At 66.5% G+C, this 22,109-nt stretch carries 21 protein-coding genes; 10 read left to right on the top strand and 11 right to left on the bottom strand.

Translation table 11 applies throughout. The annotated features are described in order from the left end of the window. Positions 1 to 50: 50 nt before the first annotated feature. Entirely contained in the window at positions 51 to 2,219 is a 2,169-nt protein-coding gene (locus DIE15_RS29255; protein ID WP_124834966.1) for a M1 family metallopeptidase, read from the bottom strand. A gap of 644 nt (positions 2,220 to 2,863) precedes the next feature. On the opposite strand from DIE15_RS29255, the gene DIE15_RS29245 reads away from it, so the two are divergent. The 4 genes from DIE15_RS29245 to DIE15_RS29230 all read left to right on the top strand — a co-directional run bounded on the left by DIE15_RS29245 (position 2,864) and on the right by DIE15_RS29230 (position 6,118). Beyond that, on the top strand, positions 2,864 to 3,358 hold the full coding sequence (locus DIE15_RS29245) for an LEA type 2 family protein (protein WP_124834964.1): 495 nt from the start codon (positions 2,864 to 2,866) through the stop codon (positions 3,356 to 3,358). Between the two features lie 178 nt (positions 3,359 to 3,536). Further along, on the top strand, positions 3,537 to 3,869 hold the full coding sequence (locus tag DIE15_RS29240) for a YegP family protein (protein WP_124834963.1): 333 nt from the start codon (positions 3,537 to 3,539) through the stop codon (positions 3,867 to 3,869). Between the two features lie 138 nt (positions 3,870 to 4,007). Next, positions 4,008 to 5,141 carry a class I SAM-dependent methyltransferase gene (locus DIE15_RS29235; protein WP_124834962.1) on the top strand — a complete coding sequence of 378 codons (1,134 nt, stop codon included), beginning with the start codon at positions 4,008 to 4,010 and terminating at the stop codon, positions 5,139 to 5,141. Positions 5,142 to 5,230: 89 nt separating this feature from the next. Beyond that, the gene (locus tag DIE15_RS29230; RefSeq protein WP_057924714.1) at positions 5,231 to 6,118 is read left to right on the top strand and encodes an SAM-dependent methyltransferase; all 888 of its coding nucleotides are present in this window, start codon (positions 5,231 to 5,233) and stop codon (positions 6,116 to 6,118) included. Between the two features lie 75 nt (positions 6,119 to 6,193). On the opposite strand, the gene DIE15_RS29225 is transcribed toward DIE15_RS29230, so the two are convergent. Then, on the bottom strand, positions 6,194 to 6,766 hold the full coding sequence (locus DIE15_RS29225; RefSeq protein ID WP_124834961.1) for a DUF1415 domain-containing protein: 573 nt from the start codon (positions 6,764 to 6,766) through the stop codon (positions 6,194 to 6,196). 82 nt (positions 6,767 to 6,848) lie between these two features. Beyond that, on the bottom strand, positions 6,849 to 7,472 hold the full coding sequence (locus DIE15_RS29220) for a TetR/AcrR family transcriptional regulator (RefSeq protein ID WP_057924712.1): 624 nt from the start codon (positions 7,470 to 7,472) through the stop codon (positions 6,849 to 6,851). Positions 7,473 to 7,689: 217 nt separating this feature from the next. Between DIE15_RS29220 and DIE15_RS29215 the strand changes: the two genes are divergently transcribed. The 3 genes from DIE15_RS29215 to DIE15_RS29205 all read left to right on the top strand — a co-directional run bounded on the left by DIE15_RS29215 (position 7,690) and on the right by DIE15_RS29205 (position 11,235). Continuing rightward, complete coding sequence (locus DIE15_RS29215) at positions 7,690 to 8,973, top strand: MFS transporter (RefSeq protein ID WP_057924711.1); 1,284 nt, start codon at positions 7,690 to 7,692, stop codon at positions 8,971 to 8,973. Positions 8,974 to 9,130: 157 nt separating this feature from the next. Next, complete coding sequence (locus DIE15_RS29210) at positions 9,131 to 9,736, top strand: nitroreductase family protein (protein ID WP_124834960.1); 606 nt, start codon at positions 9,131 to 9,133, stop codon at positions 9,734 to 9,736. Between the two features lie 248 nt (positions 9,737 to 9,984). Continuing rightward, positions 9,985 to 11,235 (top strand): Hsp70 family protein, encoded by a 1,251-nt coding sequence (locus DIE15_RS29205; protein ID WP_057924709.1) that lies wholly within the window; start codon positions 9,985 to 9,987, stop codon positions 11,233 to 11,235. Between the two features lie 124 nt (positions 11,236 to 11,359). Here the strand turns inward: DIE15_RS29205 and DIE15_RS29200 are convergent, their stop codons facing one another. After that, the gene (locus DIE15_RS29200) at positions 11,360 to 11,563 is read right to left on the bottom strand and encodes a cold-shock protein (RefSeq protein WP_006477070.1); all 204 of its coding nucleotides are present in this window, start codon (positions 11,561 to 11,563) and stop codon (positions 11,360 to 11,362) included. A 421-nt stretch (positions 11,564 to 11,984) separates the two neighbouring features. Here DIE15_RS29200 and DIE15_RS29190 point away from each other — a divergent pair, with 421 nt between their 5' ends. Beyond that, a complete protein-coding gene (locus DIE15_RS29190; protein WP_057924708.1) occupies positions 11,985 to 13,583 on the top strand; it encodes an APC family permease in 1,599 nt (532 codons plus the stop codon). A gap of 109 nt (positions 13,584 to 13,692) precedes the next feature. On the opposite strand, the gene DIE15_RS29185 is transcribed toward DIE15_RS29190, so the two are convergent. The 7 genes from DIE15_RS29185 to DIE15_RS29155 form a co-directional block, all read right to left on the bottom strand. Then, positions 13,693 to 14,484, bottom strand: coding sequence for a class III extradiol ring-cleavage dioxygenase (locus tag DIE15_RS29185; RefSeq protein WP_124834959.1), 792 nt, complete (start codon positions 14,482 to 14,484; stop codon positions 13,693 to 13,695). Positions 14,485 to 14,702: 218 nt separating this feature from the next. Beyond that, on the bottom strand, positions 14,703 to 15,299 hold the full coding sequence (locus DIE15_RS29180; protein ID WP_057924706.1) for a UbiX family flavin prenyltransferase: 597 nt from the start codon (positions 15,297 to 15,299) through the stop codon (positions 14,703 to 14,705). A 13-nt stretch (positions 15,300 to 15,312) separates the two neighbouring features. Further along, positions 15,313 to 15,624, bottom strand: a complete 312-nt coding sequence (gene grxD, locus DIE15_RS29175; RefSeq protein ID WP_011883132.1) for a Grx4 family monothiol glutaredoxin — start codon at positions 15,622 to 15,624, stop codon at positions 15,313 to 15,315. 67 nt (positions 15,625 to 15,691) lie between these two features. Beyond that, positions 15,692 to 16,534, bottom strand: coding sequence for a peptide chain release factor N(5)-glutamine methyltransferase (gene prmC, locus DIE15_RS29170; protein WP_124834958.1), 843 nt, complete (start codon positions 16,532 to 16,534; stop codon positions 15,692 to 15,694). Positions 16,535 to 16,541: 7 nt separating this feature from the next. After that, positions 16,542 to 17,624, bottom strand: coding sequence for a peptide chain release factor 1 (prfA, locus tag DIE15_RS29165; protein ID WP_124834957.1), 1,083 nt, complete (start codon positions 17,622 to 17,624; stop codon positions 16,542 to 16,544). Between the two features lie 81 nt (positions 17,625 to 17,705). Beyond that, complete coding sequence (gene hemA, locus DIE15_RS29160) at positions 17,706 to 19,004, bottom strand: glutamyl-tRNA reductase (RefSeq protein WP_057924703.1); 1,299 nt, start codon at positions 19,002 to 19,004, stop codon at positions 17,706 to 17,708. 26 nt (positions 19,005 to 19,030) lie between these two features. Then, positions 19,031 to 19,792: a response regulator transcription factor gene (locus DIE15_RS29155; RefSeq protein WP_124834956.1), complete on the bottom strand. Its 762-nt coding sequence runs from the start codon at positions 19,790 to 19,792 to the stop codon at positions 19,031 to 19,033. A gap of 171 nt (positions 19,793 to 19,963) precedes the next feature. Here DIE15_RS29155 and DIE15_RS29150 point away from each other — a divergent pair, with 171 nt between their 5' ends. Further along, positions 19,964 to 20,218: a hypothetical protein gene (locus DIE15_RS29150; RefSeq protein WP_006759431.1), complete on the top strand. Its 255-nt coding sequence runs from the start codon at positions 19,964 to 19,966 to the stop codon at positions 20,216 to 20,218. Positions 20,219 to 20,236: 18 nt separating this feature from the next. Further along, a complete protein-coding gene (locus tag DIE15_RS29145) occupies positions 20,237 to 22,051 on the top strand; it encodes an aminopeptidase P family protein (protein ID WP_124834955.1) in 1,815 nt (604 codons plus the stop codon). The last annotated feature ends 58 nt before the right edge of the window (positions 22,052 to 22,109 follow it).

Genomic DNA, 22,109 nt, shown 5'->3' with positions numbered 1-22,109 from the left:
GAACACCGGCCGGCGCCGCGTACCGCACGGCACCGGCCGGCCGGACCCTGTTACTGAACCAGCGTCTTGCGCGGCTTGAACATGCCCTGGTAGCGCAGCGACGGACGTTCCTTCACCGTCGGCGCGATGCCGCCGAAGCTCGGCGTCTGGCGCAGCTTCATCGCGGCCGGCGAAGCGACCGAGCCGATCGACGTCGAACGCGAAGCCGGGGCGAGGTTATTCGCGACGAGCAGCGCGGCCTCGCTCTTCAGGTTCGCGAGCAGCACCGGATCGGTCGAGCTGTTGACCTGCGTGAGCAGGCCGCTCCACGCGGCGTCGCTGTAGTTCACGACGTAGTAGTCGAGACCGCTCGGATCCGCGACCACCCCCGTGCAGCCGTCGATCCGCGTCTGCGCCTGCGTATCCTTCAGCGCGAACGTCGTGTGTTTCGCGAGACTCTGGCCGTACGCGAGCGTGATCGGTACCGTCCACTGCAGGCCCGGATACGCGTTCGTGTTCGGGAACGGCTGCTGTTTCAGCGTGACGACGGTCTGGTTCTTCGTCATGTCGCACTGCGTGTCGAGCGAGATCAGCGGCACGCCCGTCTGGCGCACGTAGCTGTCGCCGATCGGGCCGACCGGCTGGCCGCTCGCCTTCGACAGCGCGTCCCACAGACGCTTCGGCGTGCCGTTGCCGAACGAGTAGTCGACCAGGTACTGCTGCAGGCCGTGGCGCAGCGTCTGCTCGCCGAGATAGTTCTCGAGCGTCTTCAGCACATGGCCGCCCTTGTCGTACGTGAACGCGCTCGCGCTCAGCACGAAGTCGTTCGACGCCCAGTCGTTGAAGTTCGGCGCGACCGGGAACGCGTTCGGGCCGATGTCGCGATTGATCACGCGGTACTTGTTCTTCACCTGGTCGAGCCAGCTGAACTCGTCAGGGAAGAACTGGATCGTCGTCTTCGTCTCGAAGAACGTCGCGAACGACTCGTTGAGCCAGACGTTGTCCCACCAGTCGGTCGTGACGAGGTCTCCGAACCACTGGTGCGCGACTTCGTGCGTCAGCACCTCGTTACCGTAACGCGACATCGGCTGGCCTGGCTGCGGCAGGATGTCGTCCGCGAATTCGAGGATCGATCCCCAGTTCTCCATCCCGCCGAAGTTCAGGTCCTTCTGCTCCTTGAACGCGTCGTTCGCGGCGACCGTATCGAATTTCGTGAGCGGCAGCGGAATGCCCGTGTAGCGGTAGTAGAAGTCGAGCGCCTGCTTGGTGCGGTCCATCGCCGGCTTCGCCCAGTCGCTCATGCCCGGCGGCGTGAACACGCGCAGGTGCAGGCCGCCCTTGCTGCCCGGCAGCGGGCTCGAGAAATCGTCCTCGTAGGTGTCGAACATGCCGCCGCCGAAGAACAGCAGGTACGACGGCATTGGCGGCGTCTTCTCGAACTGCACGAGCTTGTAGCCGCCGCCGACGTTGGTCGACGGCTTCTCGGCCGCGTTCGATACGACGCGCCAGTTCTGCGGCACTTCGGCCGTCACTTCATAGGTCGGACGGAACGCCGGCTCGTCCCAGCCCGGGAACCACTGGCGCGCCAGGTTGGTTTCGCCCTGCGTGAGGATCGCGCCGCTCGTCGTGCCGTCGGTGCTCTTCAGGTCGACGCGGAACACGCCTTCGGCGGCCGAGCAGCCCGGATACGGATCGTCGCCGCAGCTGCCGCCGGTGTGGTTGACCGGATCGTCGTACGACTTGAAGTTGATGATGCCCGACCATTCCATGTGCAGCGAATAGTTGCCCGGCGAGATCGTGCCGGCCACCGGGCGCAGCTGGTAGAAGTCGCCCTTGTCCTGCGGCGTCGCGATCAGCTGGATGTTGCCCGGCTGCAGCGTGATGCGGCCGTTCGTGAACTTGATCCGGTGACCGGCGATCACGATATTGTTGACCGGCTTCAGCACCTTGATTTCGACATCGGCGCGCCCGTCGAACGCGTTCAGCGCGTCGTTCGGGCGGAACCACAGGCGGTAGTTGACCGGTATCACGGTGTCCGGCAGTTCGACAGGCGACACGCTCTTGTCGACGTTGGACGCGCTCGGCGGCGTGTTGGCGGCGGGCGACGAGCTCGAATGCGGCGCGCCGGCGGAACTGAGTGCGGAAGCCGAGCCCATGCCGCCGTCGTCGCCGCCGCACCCGGCGAGTGCGAGTGCGGCAACCAGCGGCAGATAACGCATCTTGTGAATGTTGATCGACATGACTGAAACCTCGATTGTTGAAAGAGTCGTTCAGTGCTGCGAAAACGCCGGCAAAAGCAATCCCTCGCCGTTAATCAATGGCGACGAGAAATGCAAGTGACGGATTATTCGAAAAGACGGTCGGCCGACTACGTGAAGGTAATCATGGTTTACTGCCCCCTCTGTGTTTCCGGATGTCGGTTAACTTGCCGGTTCAAAATGGCCGGGCGCGTGTTGTACTGAATTGATTTCGCGCGCACGACACGGGGCCGCCCGCCCTGCGCGGGCGTGCATTCCCTTTGAACCGACGACCCACGGGGCTGGCCGTACCAGGCCACAGGACGGAAGGACGGCGTGTCGCCGTTCCGTAAAATCGCCGTCATGCGGCATCAAGGTTTGTCGGCCTGCTCGAAGGATGCGTAAATATACTTGATGGTTTTAGGTAAAGGAAACGAAAAAATTAGAAAATGATTCGATTGGGTTTTTCGTGTGACAGTGAATGCCGGAAGGCATTAATTCACTTTCCGTTTAGCTGTTCATTTCCGTAGTTTTAATCTATTAACGATCTTGGCGATGCGCGAAAACTACGAATCAGGGTGTCGCGACGCGCGCTCGGTACAATGCATCGACGACTTGTCGATCGATTGCCGCAAGGAGGCCAGCCCATGCTACGAGCCCTGTTTCGTATCGCGCCGCTGCGCGCGATGCTGCTGCTGTTCGCCGCCGTGCTTATGCTCGGCGGTTGCGCGGGCCTGATGCGCGAGCCCGTGAGCGTGTCCGTCGCCGGGCTCGACCCGCTGGCCGGACAGGGCCTCGAGATGCGCTTCAGCCTGAAGCTGCGCGTGCAGAACCCGAACGACACGCCGATCGAATACGACGGCATTTCGGTCGCGCTCGAGTTGAACGGCACGCCGTTCGCGAGCGGCGTCAGCGATCGCTCGGGCGTCGTGCCGCGCTTCGGCGAGGCCGTGATCGACGTGCCCGTTTCGGTATCGGCGTTCGCCGCCGCGCGGCAGGCGTGGAACCTGCCCGGCGCGGCGGCCAGCGGCGAGTTGCCGTACGCGTTGCGTGGCCGGCTCGCGGGTGGCGCGCTCGGCACCGTGCATTTTCGCGATGTGGGCACGTTGCGCATGCCGGCGACGCCGGGGTGGGGCGGGTAGACGATGCCTGCGCGATGCCGGATGCCAGGCCGGATGCCAGGCTGGATGATGCGGCGCGATCGCAACGCCGTCTGACGATTCCTGACGATCGAATTTCGCGTGCCTTACGTCTTGCGTTGCGATCGCGTTTAGACTGCCTCGGTCCGGAGGGCCGGACGACTTTTCCGAGAGGGTCATCATGGCAGCGAAATTCGTCATCAAGAAAGCGAGCGACGGGCAGTTCCTGTTCCACCTGACGGCCGCCAACGGCGAGATCATTCTGCGCAGCGAGCTGTACAAGACCAGGGCGTCGGCGGAAAACGGCGTCGCGTCGGTGCGCAAGAACGCGCCGGACGACGCGCGCTACGAGCGCAAGACCGCGACCAACGGCCAGTTCATGTTCAACCTGAAGGCCGGCAACCACGAGATCATCGGCACGAGCGAGCTGTACCAGGCCGAAGCGGGCCGCGAGAACGGCATCGCGTCGGTGAAGCAGAACGCGCCGGACGCGGCGCTCGACGACCAGAGCTGACACGCCGCGAGCATCCCCCGCGTGGCGGCCAGGGCGGTCGCCCGCGCTTTGCCGCGTGGGCAAAGCGCGGTATGGTGTGGTCCGCGCGGCGCACTCCCGTAGTGCCGCCTGTCTGAAGCCAACCGTAGCCGAGCTCGCGTGACCGATTTCCCCGTTTTCCACTGGACCGACGCCGACGGCGCCGAACATGCCGTGCGCTGGCGCTCCGAAGCCGGCGTGCAGCCGCCCAAGCGTGCCGTGCCCGCCGACGACCGCCTCACCGCCGACGCGGCGTATCGCCTCGCGTGCGAGGGCACGGCACTCGTCTGGCAGGGTGACTTCCAGAATGCGCGCCAGCTCGTGCAGGCGATGGCGCGCCGCGTCGAACGCAAACCGAAGAAGGTGAAGGTCGCGGTGGGCGTCGACGCATTCAACCTGCACCGTCTCGCGCAATCGCAGCGCGCCCGTACGCTCGGAATGCTGCTGATCCCGCTCGATGCCGACTACACGATCCCGCTGCGCCGCGCGCCCGACGTGCGCGCAGCGTGCGAGGAAGCGTACGGGCCGGGCGGCGCGCCGTCGGTCGTGTCGCTGCGCGAACTGCTCGGCCTCGTCGGCGCGCACGAATGGCGCAAGAAGGGCGTACCGATTCCGGCGCTCGGCGGCGCGCCGATCCATCCGCATTACGGCGTGTTCTCGCCGGTGCGCGGCGAATATGTCGAACTCGTCGCGCGCGCGCCGCTGCTGGCGACGTCGCTCGCGTTCGACATCGGTACGGGCACCGGCGTGCTGGCGGCCGTGCTCGCATCACGCGGCGTCGAGCGCATCGTCGCGACCGACCAGGATCCGCGTGCGCTCGCATGCGCACGCGAGAACGTCGCGCGGCTCGGCCATGCCGATCGCGTCGACGTCGTCGAAGCCGACCTGTTTCCGGCCGGCCGCGCGCCGCTCGTCGTCTGCAACCCGCCGTGGGTGCCGGCGCGTCCGAGCGCGCCGATCGAATACGCGGTCTACGATCCCGACAGCCGCATGCTGCGCGGTTTCCTCGCCGGGCTTGCCGACCATCTCGAACCGGGCGGCGAAGGCTGGCTGATCCTGTCCGATTTCGCCGAGCATCTCGGCCTGCGGCCGCGCGACACGCTGCTGCAATGGATCGAGGAAGCCGGTCTCGTCGTGCTCGGCCGCGAAGACATCCGTCCCGCGCACCCGAAGTCGGCCGACGCTGACGATCCGCTGCACGCGGCCCGCCGCGCCGAGGTCACGTCGCTCTGGCGACTCGGCGCGCGGGCCTGATCGCGCATTTTCGGTAAACTGTCGCCATTCCTCACGAATTCCCGTCGCCGGGCCGTGGTCGACCGACCGTGGCCCGGCGCCGTTTCACGATGTCGAACAAGACCTACGAAATCCGTCCGGAGCAGTCCGTCGAGCTGCTGAAGGAACTGCACATCCTGACCCGCGACGGCAAGCTGAACCAGGACAGCCGCCGCAAGCTGAAGCAGGTCTATCACCTGTTCCAGTTCATCGAGCCGCTGCTCGCGAGCGTGCAGGCCGACAAGGGCGGCGTGACGCTCGTCGATCACGGCGCCGGCAAGTCGTATCTCGGCTTCATCCTGTACGACCTGTTCTTCAAGCAGCAGCCGGGGCACGGCACGCCCGCGTTCGCGTCGCACGTGTACGGGATCGAGACGCGCGAGGAGCTCGTCACGCGCTCCACCGAACTCGCCGCGCGACTCGGGTTCGGCGGGATGTCGTTCCTGAACCTGTCGGTCGCCGATTCGATCACGTCGCCGAAGCTGCCCGAAACGGTCGATGTCGTGACCGCGCTGCATGCATGCGACACGGCGACCGACGACGCGATCCGCTTCGCGCTCGCGAAGCGCGCGCAGCACATCGTGCTGGTGCCGTGCTGCCAGGCGGAAGTCGCGGGCGTACTGCGCAAGAACAAGGGCAAGTCGCTCGCGAATGCGTTGGCGGAAGTGTGGCGGCATCCGCTGCACACGCGCGAATTCGGCAGCCAGATCACCAACGTGCTGCGCTGCCTGCAACTCGAGGCCCACGGCTACCAGGTCAGCGTGACCGAGCTGGTCGGCTGGGAGCATTCGATGAAGAACGAGCTGATCATCGCGCAGTACAAGAACCTGCCGCGCCGCAAGCCTGGCGAGCGGCTGAACGAGATCCTCGGGATGTTCGGGCTCGCCGAACTCAACGAGCGCTTCTTCGTGCCGGCGCCCGCGGCGGCCGGCGCGGCCGTCGAGCCTGCTGCGGACTGAGGCAGATTGAGGCCGATTGAGGTCGACTGACGCGCGGCGGGTCCGCCGCGCGGTAGCCGGCCGTTGCGCGACGCGTCAGACGTCGTCGCCGGGCCGGCGCATCCATTCACGCCAGCCGTCGTGGCCGAGGCGGCGCAGCGTTTCCTGGTTTTTCTCGTAGATCGCGGACGCGTCCGGAAACGCGTCGACCGCGCGCGCGATGCTGTCCTCGCGCAGCAGGTGCAGGATCGGATACGGTGCGCGGTTCGTGTAGTTCTCGATGTCGTCGGCTTCGCTGCCTTCGAACCGGTACTCGGGATGGAAGCTCGCGATCTGTAGCACGCCGTCGAGCCGTAGCTGTCGCACGAGCCGATCGGCGAAGAACAGCGCATCGTTGTAGTCGACGAAATCCGCGAACACGCGCGGATAGATCACGAGCGTCGTGTCGACCTGCTGCGGATCCGCCGCCTCGAGCGCGCGCAGTTCGGTTTCGAGGTCGGCGAGCGCGTCCTCGAGCGTCGTCGCTTCGCTGATCGCATAGCGCACCTGTTCCTTCACGTAGACGCTCTTCGCGAACGGGCACAGATTGAGCCCGATCACCGCGCGCGCGAGCCAGTGCCGCGTGGCGGCGAGGATGTCGTCGTGCGAGTCGGAGCGGGTATCGGTCATGGCAGAGGCAATCGGGCAAAGCGACAGCGAGGGCCGCATTGTAGCCGGAGCGGATCCGCCCGGTTCGGGCAGGCGCCGCCCGTCACGCACAGGCGGCTTCGATCAGCTGCGTGACCAGCGCGGGCGCGGTGCCGATCGGCGTTTCGCCGTGCCGGTAGGTCTGGCTGGCTGCGTAGATGCCTTCGATCACGAGCGCGAGCCCATTGGCGAGCGCTTTCGGCTGCCGTGCACCGGCGCCTTCGCACAACGCGACGAGCCGCTTCATCAACTGTTCCTTGTTCTGCGCGACGCGCTCGCGCGCCGGGTGCGACGTATCCGGGAATTCGGCCGCGACGTTGACGAACGGGCAGCCGCGATAGTCCTTCTGCGTCGCGCGCTCCGCGAGATCGACGAAATACTGGATCAACTGCGCTTTCGGCTGGCCCGGGTGCTTCGCGACGCTCGAATCGAAACGCTCGAAGAAGCACGCATCCATTCGCTCCAGATACGCGAGGATCAGTTCGTCCTTCGACGAGAACTGGCGGTACAGGCTCATCTTGTTGACGCCGGCGAGTTCCACGACCGCCTCGACACCGACCGCGCGCACCCCTTCCTTGTAAAACAGCTCCTCGGCGGCGCGCAGCAGGTGCTCCTGCGCGGCGGCCGCGGCGATCGGCCGGCGCGTGCGCCGTGCCGGCGCCTTGTTGGCGGCCTCGATGCCCGACATGATGACCCTCGACTGCGTGATGAATTGCTTGACATGTTACCGACTGGTCACTACGATCGCAACACACTTGTGACCGATCGGTAACAATGCCGTCCGGATCGACAGACAAATGCCAGGTGTCGGCCCGGGTCAGCCGATGCAGCGTGCGGCGGAGGTGGCCTGGTGGTGAGGCGGGGCAGGCACGCGGGCGCCGGGCCGCCAACTGGAGAGCGACAACATGAACTGGGCAGTGACACGAATCGGCGGGCGCTTCCACTACGGATGGCTCGCGGCGGCGGTGGTTTTCCTGATCCTGCTGGCGGCGGCCGGCACGCGCGCGACACCGAGCGTGCTGATGGTGCCGCTCGAGCGTGAGCTCGGCTGGAGCCGCGCGGCGATTTCGCTGGCAATCTCGGTGAACATCGCACTGTACGGGTTGACGGGCCCGTTCGCGGCTGCGGCGATGCAGCGCTTCGGGCTGCGGCCGACGATCCTGACCGCGCTGGTGACGATGAGCGTGGGCGTCGCGCTGTCGTCGATGATGACGCAGAGCTGGCAGATGGTTGTGATCTGGGGCCTGATGGTCGGCTGTTCGACCGGCGTTGTCGCCTTGACGCTGTCCGCGACCTTCGTCACGCGCTGGTTCCATGCGCGGCGCGGCCTCGTGATGGGCATCCTGACCGCGAGCACGGCCACCGGCCAGCTCGTGTTCCTGCCGATGCTCGCGGCGATCGCGCAGCGCCACGGCTGGCGGCCGGTCGTGCTGGTCGTCGCGGTGGCTGCCGCGATCGTGATTCCGCTGGTCGCATTCCTGCTGCCCGAGCGGCCGGCCGACGTGAAGCTGCGCCCGTACGGCGAGCCGGCCGATGCCCCGCCCGCGCCTGCGGCGACGAAGGAGAATCCGCTCGCGGTCGCGTTCCGCACGCTGCTGACGGCGAGCCGCTCGCGCGATTTCTGGCTGCTGTTCTTCAGCTTCTTCATCTGCGGCGCGAGCACCAACGGCTATGTCGGCACGCACCTGATCGCGATGTGCAGCGACTACGGGATGACCGAAGTGCAGGGCGCGTCGCTGCTTGCCGCGATGGGCGTGTTCGACCTGTTCGGCACGACGCTGTCGGGCTGGCTGTCCGACCGCTACGACAACCGCGTGCTGCTGTTCTGGTACTACGGGCTGCGCGGCCTGTCGCTGATCTACCTGCCGCATGCGTTCGGCATCGATTTCTTCGGGCTGCCGCTGTTCGCGATGTTCTACGGGCTCGACTGGATTGCGACCGTGCCGCCGACCGTGCGGCTCGCCACCGACGTGTTCGGCAAGGCCGCGGCGCCGGTCGTGTTCGGCTGGATCGTCGCCGGCCACCAGCTCGGCGCGGCATTCGCGGCGCTCGGCGCGGGGCTGCTGCGTGCGAGCCTCGGCACCTACACGATCGCGTCGATGATCTCGGGCGGGCTCTGCATCGTCGGTGCGCTGATCGTGCTGCGGATCAACCGCGGCCCGTCTCGCGCGGCTGCGCAGGCGGCCTGAATGCGGCGCTCCGGCCGGCCCGTGCGCGGGGCGGCCGATCAATGCAGGATCGCTGATTTGCATTGCGCGGGATGATCGGGCGCGTGGCGGCTCAAGCGGTTATGCTTGCGGTTCGCCGGGCGTTCGCGCCCCTTCATCGATGTCAGCGAGGAACCGCATGTCCGTCAAACCTGCTCCCACCACTGTTTCGATTCACGACCTGATCGCGGGCCGCTGGAGCCCGCGCGCGTATTCGGACGAGCCGATCGGCGCCGCCGATCTGCACGCGGTGCTCGAAGCCGCGCGCTGGGCACCGTCCGCGTACAACGCGCAGCCGTGGCGCTTCATCGTGTTCGATCGCGCGCAGGACGAAGCAGCGTTCAAGCGCGCATTCGCGACGCTGGTGCCATTCAACCAGGGCTGGAACGCGCCGGCGCCGGTGCTGATCGCAGTCACCGCGCACACGCTCACGCCGAAGGGCGAGCCGGCGCCGACCGCGCTGTACGACGCGGGCGCGGCCGCGATGTCGCTGGTACTGCAGGCGCATGCGCTGGGACTTGCCGCGCACCAGATGAGCGGTTTCGACGCGAAGGCGTTCCGCGATGCATTCGAGATTCCGGCAGACGTCGCCATTCCGGCAATCATCTCGCTTGGCCACTACGGCAACGTCGACAAGCTCGATCCGGTGCTGCGCGACCGCGAAAAGGCGCCGCGCACGCGCCATGCGCTCGGCGAGGTCGTGTATGCAGGCGCCTGGAAGAAGGGTTTCGACGCAGCAGCCTGATTCCCCGGGCGGGCAGGCATGGGGCGAGCACCTTGCCTGCGCCAGTTGCCGGCGTGCTGCAAGCGCGCGACGGGGATGCGTCGAGCACCCCGTTCGCACCTGTCGCCGGCGCGCCGCAGGTGCGCCTGATCGCCGCCCTGTGCTGGTTGCACGGTACTGGTGGCCGGCCCCGGTTGTGATCCGGCGGGCTTCATGTTACAAAGCCCGTCCTTTCCGTTTTCGCGCCGGCCATGCTGCGGCACCTTCCCATGACTTACTGCGCGATCGATTTCGGCACGTCCAATTCCGCCGTGGCGCTGCCCGACGGCGGCGGCATGCGCCTCGCGCCCGTCGAGGGCGACCACCTGACGCTCCCCACCGCGATCTTCTTCAATAACGACGAGGAGACGGTCGAATTCGGCCGCGCGGCGCTTGCGTCCTATATCGACGGTTTCGACGGCCGGCTGATGCGCTCGATGAAGAGCATCCTCGGCTCGCCGCTCGCGGAAACCACGACCGATCTCGGCGATGGCAGCGCGATGGCGTACACGGAGATCATCGCGCGCTTCCTGACGCACCTGAAGCGCAAGGCCGAAGCGCGCGCGGGCGCGCCGATCGGCCGCGCGGTGCTCGGCCGGCCGGTGTTCTTCGTCGACGACGATCCGCGCGCCGACCGCCTCGCGCAGGATCAGCTCGAAGCGGCCGCGCAGTCGGTCGGCTTCGCGGACGTGCATTTCCAGTACGAGCCGATCGCGGCCGCGTTCGACTACGAGTCGCGCCAGCCGGCCGAACGGCTCGTGCTAGTCGCCGACATCGGCGGCGGTACGTCGGACTTTTCGCTGGTGCGTGTCGGGCCGGAGCGGATGGCGCGCCTCGAGCGCAAGGACGACGTGCTCGCGCACCACGGCGTGCACGTCGCGGGCACCGATTACGACCGCCGCGTCGAGCTGGCGGCAATCCTGCCGGCGTTCGGATATCGCTCGCTCGATCCCGAAGGGCGCGAACTGCCGAACCGTATCTACTTCGACCTGGCGACCTGGCACCTGATCAACACGGTCTACACGCCGAAGCGGCTGGGCGAACTGAAGCTGATGAAGCACCTGTACCAGGACGTGCGGCAGTACGACCGGCTGACGCGCGTGGTCGAGCAGCGGCTCGGACATGCGCTGATGGCGCGTGCGGAAGAGGCGAAGATCGGCGTTGCGGCGGGCGGGGAGACGATGATCGACCTGAACGACGTGGAAGAGGATCTGCAGATCGCGTTCGACGCCGAACGTCTTGTCGGTGCGAGCGTCGACGACACCGCGCGTATCGTCGACGCCGCGCGCGAAACCGTGCGGATTGCGGGCGTCGCGCCGCGCGACGTCGGCGCGCTGTATTTCACCGGCGGCTCGACCGGGCTCGCATTCCTGTCGGGTGCGCTCGCCGGCGCGTTTCCGGACGCGCAGCCGGTGTTCGGCGACCGTCTCGCGAGTGTCGCGACGGGGCTCGGCATCCACGCGCAACGGCTGTTCGGCTGAGCGGGTGCAAAAATCCAACACGGCCGATGGCCGCTCGGATTATCGGCGGCAGCATGATCCGCGCGCCGCAAAACAAAAAGCCCCGCCGAAGCGGGGCTTTTTTACACGAAATATCGCGCCGAACTTAGACCGGACGGATGTTCGCAGCTTGCAGACCCTTCGGGCCCGTCTTCACTTCGAATTCAACCTTCTGGTTTTCTTGCAGCGTCTTGAAGCCTTCGACGCGGATTTCCGAGAAGTGCGCGAACAGATCGTCGCCGCCGCCTTCCGGGGTGATGAAGCCGAAGCCCTTTGCGTCATTGAACCACTTGACGGTACCGGTTGCCATGTTACTTGTTCCTAAAAAGATAAAACGGGGCCGAGGCCCATGGGTGCGGAAAATCAAGGAAGGGGGTAATAGGACCAACCGGAGTACCGTTGATGGGCGAACTACGAAAGAACCAATTCACTCGCCGCTTGAAATCCTGCAACGTTGTTTATACGGCTTATCGCTCCCGCGGTCAACCGGATTTCCATTCACTCAGGGTTATTGCGGGGTTCAGGTTTACAAACCTTGCAAATGACGCGAATTTTTTGTAGAGGCTGGATGATTTTGGCGCCAACTTGCAGGTGCAACCCGTTAAACTACGCGCCGCGTGGACGGGTTGCCCCGATCGGGTGATCCGTCCCCCCAAAATGGCGTGCGCGCTGCTGTCCGAGCCGATCCCGGACCGCGGGCCGACCACGCTTTTTGAGACACAGGAGAGGATGTGAAGAGTTCTATTCAACGGAACATCGGCCCGTTTGCACTGATGTTGACGGGGCTGGGTTCAATTATCGGCTCGGGCTGGCTGTTCGGCGCCTGGAAGGCCGCGAAGATCGCCGGTCCGGCGGCGATTTGCGCGTGGATCATCGGTGCGGTCGTGATTCTCGCGATTGCGCTGACGTACGCTGAACTGGGCGCGATGTTCCCCGAGTCGGGCGGCATGGTGCGCTACGCGCGCTACTCGCACGGTTCGCTGGTGGGCTTCATCAGCGCGTGGGCGAACTGGATCGCGATCGTATCGGTGATTCCGATCGAGGCGGAAGCGTCGATCCAGTACATGAGCACGTGGCCGTATCCGTGGGCGCATGCGCTGTTCGTGAACGGCGAACTGACGACACCGGGCCTGCTGCTGTCGGCCGTGCTGGTCGTCATCTACTTCATGCTGAACTACTGGGGTGTCAAGGCCTTCGCGCGTGCGAACACCGCGATCACGATCTTCAAGTTCCTGATCCCCGGCCTCACCATCCTCGGCCTGATGCTGACGAGCTTCCACCCGGACAACCTCGGCACCGCATCGAACGCGAGCTTCGCGCCGTACGGCTGGTCGGCCGTGCTGACCGCGGTCTCGACGAGCGGTATCGTGTTCGCGTTCAACGGCTTCCAGAGTCCGGTGAACCTGGCCGGCGAAGCGCGCAATCCGTCGCGCAGCGTGCCGTTCGCGGTGATCACGTCGATCCTGCTCGCACTCGTGATCTACGTGCTGCTGCAGATGGCGTACATCGGCTCGGTGAATCCGGCCGACGTTGCGAAGGGCTGGGCGCACTTCAACTTCTCGTCGCCGTTCGCGGAACTCGCGATCGCGCTGAACCTGAACTGGCTGGCGATCCTGCTGTATGTCGACGCGTTCATCAGCCCGAGCGGCACCGGTACGACTTACATGGCGACGACCACCCGGATGATCTACGCGATGGAGCGCAACAACACGATGCCGAAGATGTTCGGCAACGTGCACCCGATCTACGGTGTGCCGCGCCAGGCGATGTGGTTCAACCTGCTCGTGTCGTTCATCTTCCTGTTCTTCTTCCGTGGCTGGAGCTCGCTCGCGGCGGTGATCTCGGTTGCGACGGTTATCTCGTACCTGACCGGCCCGATCAGCCTGATGGCGCTGCGCCGCGCGGCGACCGACATCGAGCGTCCGCTGTCGATTCCGCTGATGAAGCTGATCGCACCGTTCGCGTTCGTCTGCGCGTCGCTGATCCTGTACTGGGCGAAGTGGCCGCTGACCGGCGAAATCATCCTGCTGATGATCGTCGCGCTGCCGGTGTACTTCTTCTTCCAGGCCAAGGCTGGCTGGACCGGCTGGGGCGCTGACCTGAAGGCCGCATGGTGGCTGGTCGCGTACCTGCCGACGATGGCCGTGCTGTCGCTGATCGGCAGCAAGGAGTTCGGCGGTCATGGTCTTCTGCCGTACGGCTGGGACATGCTGATCGTTGGGGGGATTTCGCTGGTGTTCTACTTCTGGGGCGTGAACACGGGCTACCGGACCAAGTATCTCGACGAGCGCGAGTCGCACGACGAGATCCTCGAAGGGGTCGGTGCCTGACGCCTGATCTGCCACCGGAATCGGCGGTGGCGGAAAGTGCAGGAAAAAGCCCGCCCGAGCGATGCTCGGGCGGGCTTTTCGTTTGTGGTCGCCGGTTGTGCCGCGCGACTCAGGCGGCCGCGCTCGCGAATACGTAGTTCGTCATCGCGAGCACGCGTTGATACGTGCCGAGCGACTGGATGCCCAGCCGGTAATCGTCGTCGGCCGCACCGAGCGCGGTGAACACCGGCAGCAGGTGTTCGTCGGTCGGGTGCATCAGTACCGCGTGCGGCGCCTGCCGGCGATAGTCGAGTAGTGCATCCACATCGCGTGCGGCAAGCTTCGCCTCGAACCAGTCGGTGAACTCCGCGACGCGCGGGTCCGCATCCTCGGGCGCCGCACCGAAATCGGCTTCGCGCAGGTTGTGCGTGATCTGGCCCGAGCCAATCACCATCACGCCTTCGTCGCGCAGCGGCCGCAGCGCGCGGCCGAGCGCGAAGTGATGGGCGGCGTCCGCGCGCGGCTGGATCGATAGCTGCGCGACCGGTACGTCCGCCTCCGGAAACATCAGCAGCATCGGCACCCACGCGCCATGGTCAAGGCCGTGCTCGGTCGTGGCGGTCGCGATGCCGGCTGCGTTCAGCAGCGTGGCCGCCCGTTCGGCGACCTCGGGCGCGCCGGGTGCCGGATAGCGGATCTCGTACAGCGCGCGCGGGAAGCCATGGAAGTCATGGATCGTTTCCGGCTGTGCGGCCACGCTCGCGACCGGCTGCTGCGTGCCCCAGTGCGCGGACAGCATCAGCACCGCGCGCGGGCGCGGCAATTCGGCACCGAGGTATGTGAATGCGCCGGATGGCAGCGTCGGGTCGATCGGCAGCGTCGGCGCGCCGTGGGACAGGTAAAGCGAGGGCAAGCGGTTCATGGTGGGAGCCGGCAAAAAGGGTTTGCATGTGACTATAGGCGCGCACCACGCATTGATAAACCCGCGGAGTGGAATTTGATTGAATCCCGCCGGTTAATAATGTGACCGATTCCGCAGGCACGAGAGCAGGCGGGGCCTGATGGGCTCGATCGAGCCGGAAGGCGGCCGAATCGGCGGAGATGCGTGAAGAACGGTGCGCAAGCGCCGCGTCGGGCAGCTTACTGTGCGGGCCGGATGCCGGCCCACGGCGGCGTCATCGGCGCACTGAGCGCGAACAGGTCGAGCACGCGCGTGACGGTCTGGTCGACGAGTTCCTCGATCGTCTTCGGCATTGCGTAGAACGCGGGTAGCGGCGGAAACACGATGCCGCCCATTTCGGTCACGGCGGTCATGTTGCGCAGATGCGCGAGGTTGAACGGCGTTTCGCGCACCATCAACACGAGACGGCGGCGTTCCTTCAGCGTGACGTCGGCTGCGCGCGTGATCAGGTTGTCCGACAGCCCGTGTGCGACGCTCGCGAGCGTCTTCATCGAGCAGGGTGCGATCACCATCCCGTCAGTCGCGAACGAACCCGATGCGATCGTTGCGCCGACATCGCGCACCGAATGCACGACATCCGCACGGCTTTCGACCTCGGCCTTCGACAGCTTCAGTTCATGCTGGATATTGAGCCAGCCGGCGTTCGAAACCAGCAGATGCGTTTCGACGCCGCCGGCGGCGCGCAGCAATTCAAGCAGCCGCACGCCGTAGACCGCGCCGGTGGCGCCGGTGATCGCGACGATCAGCCGGCGTGGCGGCGCGCTGGGAGATGCCATCGGGAAGGGGGCGTTACGCGGCGGCGAACAGTTGCTGCAGTTCGCCCGACTGGTACATCTCCATCATGATGTCCGAGCCGCCGATGAATTCGCCCTTCACGTACAGCTGCGGGATGGTCGGCCAGTTCGAGAATTCCTTGATGCCCTGACGGATTTCGTCGTCCTCGAGCACGTTGACCGTCTTGAACTGGTCGACGCCGCAGGCTTTCAGCACCTGCACGGCGCGGCCCGAGAAGCCGCACATCGGGAATTGCGCGTTGCCCTTCATGAAGAGCACGACCTGGTTTTCGTCGACGATTTGCTTGATACGTTGTTGGGTGTCCATGACTGACCTTGCGTTTGCGGGGCGTTAGAACGAAATGATAGCGGATTTCAACCGGGCGGGCGGGCCATCAGCCGGGCCGGCGGCCGCCTGTCGTGCGTTCGATCGCAGCCAGATCGGTGAGCGATTCGACCGCGACGAAGCCGCGTGACACGAGCAGCGCGCGGACGGCTTCGGCCTGGTCGTAGCCGTGCTCGATCCAGAGCGTGCCGCCCGGTTTCAGGTAGGCGCCGGCGCCTGCGACGATCGTGCGGATCGCGCTCAGGCCGTCGGCGTCGTCGGTGAGCGCGCCGCGCGGCTCGAAACGCAGGTCGCCCTGCGCGAGGTGCGGATCGTGCCGCGCGATGTACGGCGGGTTGCTGACGATCGTGTCGAACGCGAGCGCCGGGTCGAGCGCGGCGTACCAGTCGCTCCGCAGCCAGTGCAGCGGGCCGCCGGGGCGGCGCGCGTCGAGCAGCTTGTCCGCGTTGCGCTGCGCGACTTCGAGCGCGGCCGACGAACGGTCGAGCGCCCAAACGCGTGCGTCAGGCCGTTCTGCCGCGATCGACACGGCGATCGCGCCGCTGCCGGTGCCGAGATCGAGCACGGCCGGATGCGGCCGTCCGTCGATCGCATCGAGCGCCGCTTCGACGAGCAGTTCGGTTTCGGGGCGCGGAATCAGCACGTCGGGCGTCACGTCGAACGGCCGGCCGAAGAATTCGCGCATCCCGACGAGCTGCGCGACCGGCTCGCCGGCCACGCGGCGCGCTTCGAGGGCGCGGAAGCGCTCGATCGTGGCAGGCTCGAGCGGGACGTCGCCGCGCGTGATGAGTTGCGTTCGCGTCCAGCCGAGCGCGTACGCGAGCAGCACGCGTGCATCGACCGGGTCGAGCGGCGATGCACGCAGCAGGTCGTCGGCGGTGGTGTCGGACATCGCGGCCTCAGTCGGTGTCGCCGAGCGACGCGAGCAGTTCGGCCTGGTGCTCGCTGACGAGCGCGCCGATCAGTTCGTCGAGATCGCCGTCCATCAGCGCCTCGAGCCGGTACAGCGTCAGGTTGATCCGGTGGTCGGTCATCCGGCCCTGTGGGAAGTTGTACGTGCGGATCCGCTCCGAGCGGTCGCCGGAGCCGATCAGGCTCTTGCGCGTCGCCGCTTCCTTAGCGTGCTGCTCGTGATACTGCTTGTCCTTGATCCGCGCGGCGAGCACCTTCAGCGCGCGATCCTTGTTCTTGTGCTGCGAGCGGTCGTCCTGGCACTCGACGACGATCCCGGTCGGGATGTGCGTGACGCGCACGGCCGAATCGGTCTTGTTGATGTGCTGGCCGCCCGCGCCCGACGCGCGGAACGTGTCGATCCGCAGGTCGGCCGGATTGATCTCGACCTCGCCGATCTCGTCGGCTTCCGGCATCACCGCGACCGTGCATGCGGACGTGTGGATGCGCCCCTGCGTCTCGGTTGCCGGCACGCGCTGCACGCGATGGCCGCCCGATTCGAACTTCAGGCGCGAGTACGCGCCCTGGCCCGCAATCCGCACGATCACTTCCTTGTAGCCACCGAGATCCGACGGGCTCTCCGACATCATCTCGACCTGCCAGCGCTGGCGTTCCGCGAAGCGCAGGTACATGCGCAGCAGGTCGCCCGCGAACAGCGCCGATTCGTCGCCGCCGGTGCCCGCACGGATTTCGAGGAAAATGTTGCGGTCGTCGTTCGGGTCCTTCGGCAGCAGCATCTTCTGCAACTCGCCTTCGAGGCGGACCATGCGCTCACGTGCGCTGCGAATCTCGTCTTCGGCGAAATCGCGCATCGATGCATCGGAGAGCAACTCCTGCGCGGCCGTCTCGTCGCTGCGCGACTGGCGCCACAGTGCGTACTGCTCGACGACCGGGCCGAGTTCCGCGTGTTCGCGCGTCAGCTTGCGGTACTGGTCGAGGTCGGCCGTGACGTTTTCGCGGCTCAGCAGGTCGTTCAGTTCGGCCAGCCGGGTAGACAGCTGGTCGAGCTTGCGTTGCATGCTCGTCTTCATGGTGTGGAGCGGCGCTCCCGGGCAAGGGTATTCGGAAAGGATAGGCCGGCTCGCGGCCGGCGGCAGGGCAACCGACCGGCGCTAGTGGCCGGACTGGTCGTTCGAGCGCGGCGCGTGCTGGTAGAAGCCGCGCATCAGGTCGATCAGCGAATCGCGGTCGGCGCCGTTCACGCGGTTGAGCGCGCTCGTCGGGCCGTGGATCAGCTTGTTGGTGAGCGCCTGCGACAGCGCTTCGAGGACGGCGGCCGGATCGTCGCCGCGCGCGAGCAGCTTCTGCGCCTTCTCGACTTCGGCACGGCGCAACGCGTCGGCCTGCGTATGCATGTGGCGGATCACCGGCACGACACTGCGCGTGTCGAGCCACTGCATGAAATTCTGTACGCGCGTCTCGATGATCGTCTCGGCCTGCGCGACCGCGGCCTGGCGCGATGCGTTGCCTTCGCGCACGATCGCGCCGAGATCGTCGACGGTGTAGAGGAATACGTCCTTCAGCTTGCCGACTTCCGGCTCGATGTCGCGTGGCACCGCGAGGTCGACCATGAAGATCGGACGGTGGCGGCGAGCCTTCACCGCACGCTCGACCGCGCCGAGGCCGATGATCGGCAGCGTCGACGCGGTGCACGACACGATGATGTCGAACTCGTGCATGCGGGCCGGCAGGTCGGACAGCGGCATCGCGCGGCCATTGAAGCGTTCGGCGAGCCGCTGGCCGCGTTCGGCCGTGCGGTTCGCGACGACGAGCTCGCGCGGGCTCTGCGCGGCGAAGTGCGTCGCGCACAGCTCGATCATCTCGCCGGCGCCGATGAACAGCACCCGTTGATCCGACACCTTTTCGAAGATGCGCTGCGCGAGGCGGACTGCGGCGGCGGCCATCGACACCGACTGAGCGCCGATCTCGGTCGTGCCGCGCACTTCCTTCGCGACGGCGAACGTGCGCTGGAACAACTGGTTCAGATAGGTGCCGAGCGCGCCGGCTTCCGTCGCGGTGCGCACCGCATCCTTCATCTGGCCCAGGATCTGCGTTTCGCCGAGCACCATCGAATCGAGGCCCGACGCGACGCGGAATGCGTGCCGGACCGCTTCCGACTGCGGCAGCGCATAGACGTGCGGCGCGAGTTCATCGACTGGAATCTGGTGGTACTCCGACAGCCAGCGAATCGCCCCCTCGCGGGCGGCGCGATCGTCGGTCGCGCAGTAGAGCTCGGTGCGGTTGCAGGTGGAGAGGATCGCCGCTTCGGGCGCATTCGGCGCCTGGGGGCCGAGGAACACGTTCTTGAACGTGACGAGAGCCGGCTTGATTTGCTCGAGCGGAAACGCCACGCGTTCGCGCAGGGCGACAGGCGCAGTGTGGTGGTTGATTCCGATCGTGAGGAGTTGCATATCGAGGGCTATCGTTTAGCCCCATATTATAGCGTTTCAGCGATTTCCTCACTCGCGGCATACCGGGCATCAGTGTGGCGTGGCCTCGAATTTGGGGGCTCTATCGGCACGCGATCGAGCTGATAGCCAAAGCCATAGAGCGGCAGAAGCCGGTAGCCGCGCTCCGGAAACAACTGCAGTTTGCTGCGCAACCGCGACGCATGGGTGTCGAGGGTGCGCGACTTCATGTCGCGGCGGCAGGCCCAGACCGTTTCGAGGATATGGGCCCGCGACACGGGGCGGGACAGGTTTGCGAACAGCAGCTGCGCGAAGCGGAACTCCTTCGGCGTGAGCGAGACGACCGCGTCGCCGAAGCGCACGAGGCCGTGGGTCGCATCGAACGCGTATTCTCCATACATTTCGCGCGAGCGATTCGGCGGCCGCCGGACCCCGGCGCGCCGGCTCAGCGCGTTGACCCGTGCGAGCAGCTCGGGCCCGCTCACCGGCCGCACGAGGCAGTCGTCGGCGCCTGCGTGCAGGCACGACACGACTTCGCTTTCGCGCGGCAACTGCATCACGACGATGGCCGGCAGCCCGGGCAGGATCGTCTGCGCGCGCGGGATGACTTCCTCGGCCGGTTGATCGCCGGCCCAGTGGCCGGTGATCAGCATGTCGCAGGTATCGGTGGCGAGCCACTCGAAGAATGCCGCGCTGGACGCAAACGCGTGGCACACATGACCGCCGGCGAAGAGCAGGCGGTTCAGGAGCGCAGCATGACGCGCCTCCGGATCGATCAGGGCGATTCGCATGAGGATTTCTTCAATACGGCTGCCGGTGCGCGCTTGCCATAATGTCAGGTCGGCCCATACACTCGAATGTTCGCGGCGCCCGGCTGGTCTCGGGTTCGATGGATGAATCGATGCTAGCCGCTGGCAACGTTCACGCCTATGGGACGAATCTGAATTTATAGAAGGCGTTGAATGAACTGGTTTGGAATCCTTGTCCTGGGAGCGGCTGTCGGGCTGTTCGGCCGGTGGCTGCATCCGATGCGGCGCACGGGCCGGCCGGCATGGTGGATCGTGGTGCTGGTCGGTATCGCAGGCGCCGCCGCCGCGCGCATGGCCGGCAACCTCTCTGGACTGTTTTACGATGGCGAAACGCTCGAATGGCCGGTCTGCACCGGTGTCGCGTTCCTCGCCGTAGCCGTGACGGTCGCCCTGTCGGCCCGTCGCTGAAAGCTCTCAGGTGAAATCATGAATGCCCGTCTCCCCGAAGCCTCGCCGGTGCCGGCCCGCCTCGCGCTGCTGCGCGGCGCGATGGTCCGCGAGGACCTGGCCGCCTATCTCGTGCCGTCCGCCGATCCTCACCTGTCCGAGTACCTGCCCGAACGCTGGCAGGCGCGCCGCTGGCTGTCCGGGTTCACGGGCTCGGTCGGCACGCTGGTCGTGACCGCGGATTTCGCGGGCTTGTGGGTCGATAGCCGTTACTGGGTGCAGGCCGAGGCCGAACTGGCCGGCACGGGCGTCCAGCTGATGAAGATGACGGGCGGGCAGCAGAGCGCGCCGCATGTCGACTGGCTCGCGCAGAACGTGCCGGCCGGTGCGACGGTCGGCGTCGACGGCGCCGTGCTCGGCGTCGCCGCGGCACGCGTGCTGACAGCCGCGCTGAGCGCACGCGGCATCGCGCTGCGCACCGATCTCGACCTGCTCGACGCGATCTGGCCGGAGCGCCCGGGGCTGCCGGGCGATGCGGTGTTCGAGCACGTGGCGCCGCAGGCCGACACGACGCGCGCAAGCAAGCTCGCGGAAGTGCGCCGTGCGATGCACGAGCAGGGCGCGCAATGGCATTTCGTATCGACGCTCGACGATCTCGCCTGGTTGTTCAACCTGCGCGGGGCCGATGTCAACTTCAATCCCGTGTTCGTCGCGCACGCGATGATCGGCACCGATCGCGCGACGCTGTTCGTCGCCGACGGCAAGGTGTCGCCGGCGCTGGCTGCATCGCTCGCGCAGGACGGCGTCGAGGTTCGCGCGTACGATGCCGCGCGCGCGTCGCTCGCGGCGCTGCCCGACGGCGCGACGCTGCTGATCGATCCGCGCCGCGTGACGTTCGGCACGCTCGAGGCCGTGCCGGCCGGCGTGAAGCTGATCGAGGCCGTGAACCCGTCGACGTTCGCGAAGTCGCGCAAGACATCCACCGAGATCGAGCACGTGCGTGTGACGATGGAGCACGACGGCGCCGCGCTCGCCGAATTCTTCGCGTGGTTCGAGCAGGCCGTGCACCGCGAGACGATCACCGAACTGACGATCGACGAGAAGCTCACGGCCGCGCGCGCACGGCGCCCCGGCTACGTGTCGCCGAGCTTCGCGACGATCGCCGGCTTCAACGCGAACGGCGCGATGCCGCACTACCGCGCGACGGCCGAGTCGCATGCGACGATCGCCGGCGACGGCCTGCTGCTCATCGATTCGGGCGGTCAGTACACGACCGGCACGACCGACATCACGCGCGTCGTGCCGGTCGGCACGATTACCGACCTGCAGCGCCGCGATTTCACGATCGTGCTGAAGTCGATGATGGCGCTGTCGCGCGCACGTTTTCCGCGCGGCATCCGCTCGCCGATGCTCGACGCGATCGCGCGCGCGCCGATGTGGGCGGCAGGGCTCGACTACGGTCACGGCACCGGCCACGGCGTCGGCTACTTCCTGAACGTGCACGAGGGCCCGCAGGTCATCTCGCACTACGCGCCGGCCGAGCCGTACACGGCAATGGAAGAGGGGATGATCACGTCGATCGAGCCGGGCGTGTACCGGCCCGGCAAATGGGGCATCCGGATCGAGAACCTGGTCGTGAACCGCGCGAGCGGGCAGACCGAGTTCGGCGATTTCCTCGCGTTCGAGACGCTCACGTTGTGCCCGATCGACACGCGCTGCGTGCTGCTCGAGATGCTGCATGAAGAAGAGCGTGCGTGGCTGAACGCGTATCACGCGACCGTGCGCGAGCGTGTCGGTCGGCACGTGAGCGGCGACGCGAAGGCGTGGCTCGACGCACGCACGCAGCCGATCTGATTCCACGCACAACGCGCGGCACCGGCCGCACGACGGCCGGACCGTGATCGAGAGGGCA

Source organism: Burkholderia sp. Bp9031 (assembly GCF_003857965.1).
Lineage (GTDB): Bacteria > Pseudomonadota > Gammaproteobacteria > Burkholderiales > Burkholderiaceae > Burkholderia > Burkholderia ambifaria_A.
This window is presented reverse-complemented; position numbering and strand designations above follow the sequence as displayed.

Excerpts from the sequence above, each read along its gene's own strand:
- prmC (WP_124834958.1), bottom strand. The coding sequence starts at position 16,534 with ATGTCCGACACCACCGCCGACGACCTGCTGCGTGCATCGCCGCTCGAC.
- grxD (WP_011883132.1), bottom strand. The coding sequence starts at position 15,624 with ATGGACACCCAACAACGTATCAAGCAAATCGTCGACGAAAACCAGGTC.
- DIE15_RS29210 (WP_124834960.1), top strand. The coding sequence starts at position 9,131 with ATGTCCGTCAAACCTGCTCCCACCACTGTTTCGATTCACGACCTGATC.
- DIE15_RS29240 (WP_124834963.1), top strand. The coding sequence starts at position 3,537 with ATGGCAGCGAAATTCGTCATCAAGAAAGCGAGCGACGGGCAGTTCCTG.
- DIE15_RS29230 (WP_057924714.1), top strand. The coding sequence starts at position 5,231 with ATGTCGAACAAGACCTACGAAATCCGTCCGGAGCAGTCCGTCGAGCTG.
- DIE15_RS29220 (WP_057924712.1), bottom strand. The coding sequence starts at position 7,472 with ATGTCGGGCATCGAGGCCGCCAACAAGGCGCCGGCACGGCGCACGCGC.
- DIE15_RS29255 (WP_124834966.1), bottom strand. The coding sequence starts at position 2,219 with ATGTCGATCAACATTCACAAGATGCGTTATCTGCCGCTGGTTGCCGCA.
- DIE15_RS29225 (WP_124834961.1), bottom strand. The coding sequence starts at position 6,766 with ATGACCGATACCCGCTCCGACTCGCACGACGACATCCTCGCCGCCACG.
- DIE15_RS29180 (WP_057924706.1), bottom strand. The coding sequence starts at position 15,299 with ATGGCATCTCCCAGCGCGCCGCCACGCCGGCTGATCGTCGCGATCACC.
- DIE15_RS29200 (WP_006477070.1), bottom strand. The coding sequence starts at position 11,563 with ATGGCAACCGGTACCGTCAAGTGGTTCAATGACGCAAAGGGCTTCGGC.
- DIE15_RS29245 (WP_124834964.1), top strand. The coding sequence starts at position 2,864 with ATGCTACGAGCCCTGTTTCGTATCGCGCCGCTGCGCGCGATGCTGCTG.
- DIE15_RS29145 (WP_124834955.1), top strand. The coding sequence starts at position 20,237 with ATGAATGCCCGTCTCCCCGAAGCCTCGCCGGTGCCGGCCCGCCTCGCG.
- DIE15_RS29155 (WP_124834956.1), bottom strand. The coding sequence starts at position 19,792 with ATGCGAATCGCCCTGATCGATCCGGAGGCGCGTCATGCTGCGCTCCTG.
- prfA (WP_124834957.1), bottom strand. The coding sequence starts at position 17,624 with ATGAAGACGAGCATGCAACGCAAGCTCGACCAGCTGTCTACCCGGCTG.
- DIE15_RS29185 (WP_124834959.1), bottom strand. The coding sequence starts at position 14,484 with ATGAACCGCTTGCCCTCGCTTTACCTGTCCCACGGCGCGCCGACGCTG.
- hemA (WP_057924703.1), bottom strand. The coding sequence starts at position 19,004 with ATGCAACTCCTCACGATCGGAATCAACCACCACACTGCGCCTGTCGCC.
- DIE15_RS29150 (WP_006759431.1), top strand. The coding sequence starts at position 19,964 with ATGAACTGGTTTGGAATCCTTGTCCTGGGAGCGGCTGTCGGGCTGTTC.
- DIE15_RS29205 (WP_057924709.1), top strand. The coding sequence starts at position 9,985 with ATGACTTACTGCGCGATCGATTTCGGCACGTCCAATTCCGCCGTGGCG.
- DIE15_RS29215 (WP_057924711.1), top strand. The coding sequence starts at position 7,690 with ATGAACTGGGCAGTGACACGAATCGGCGGGCGCTTCCACTACGGATGG.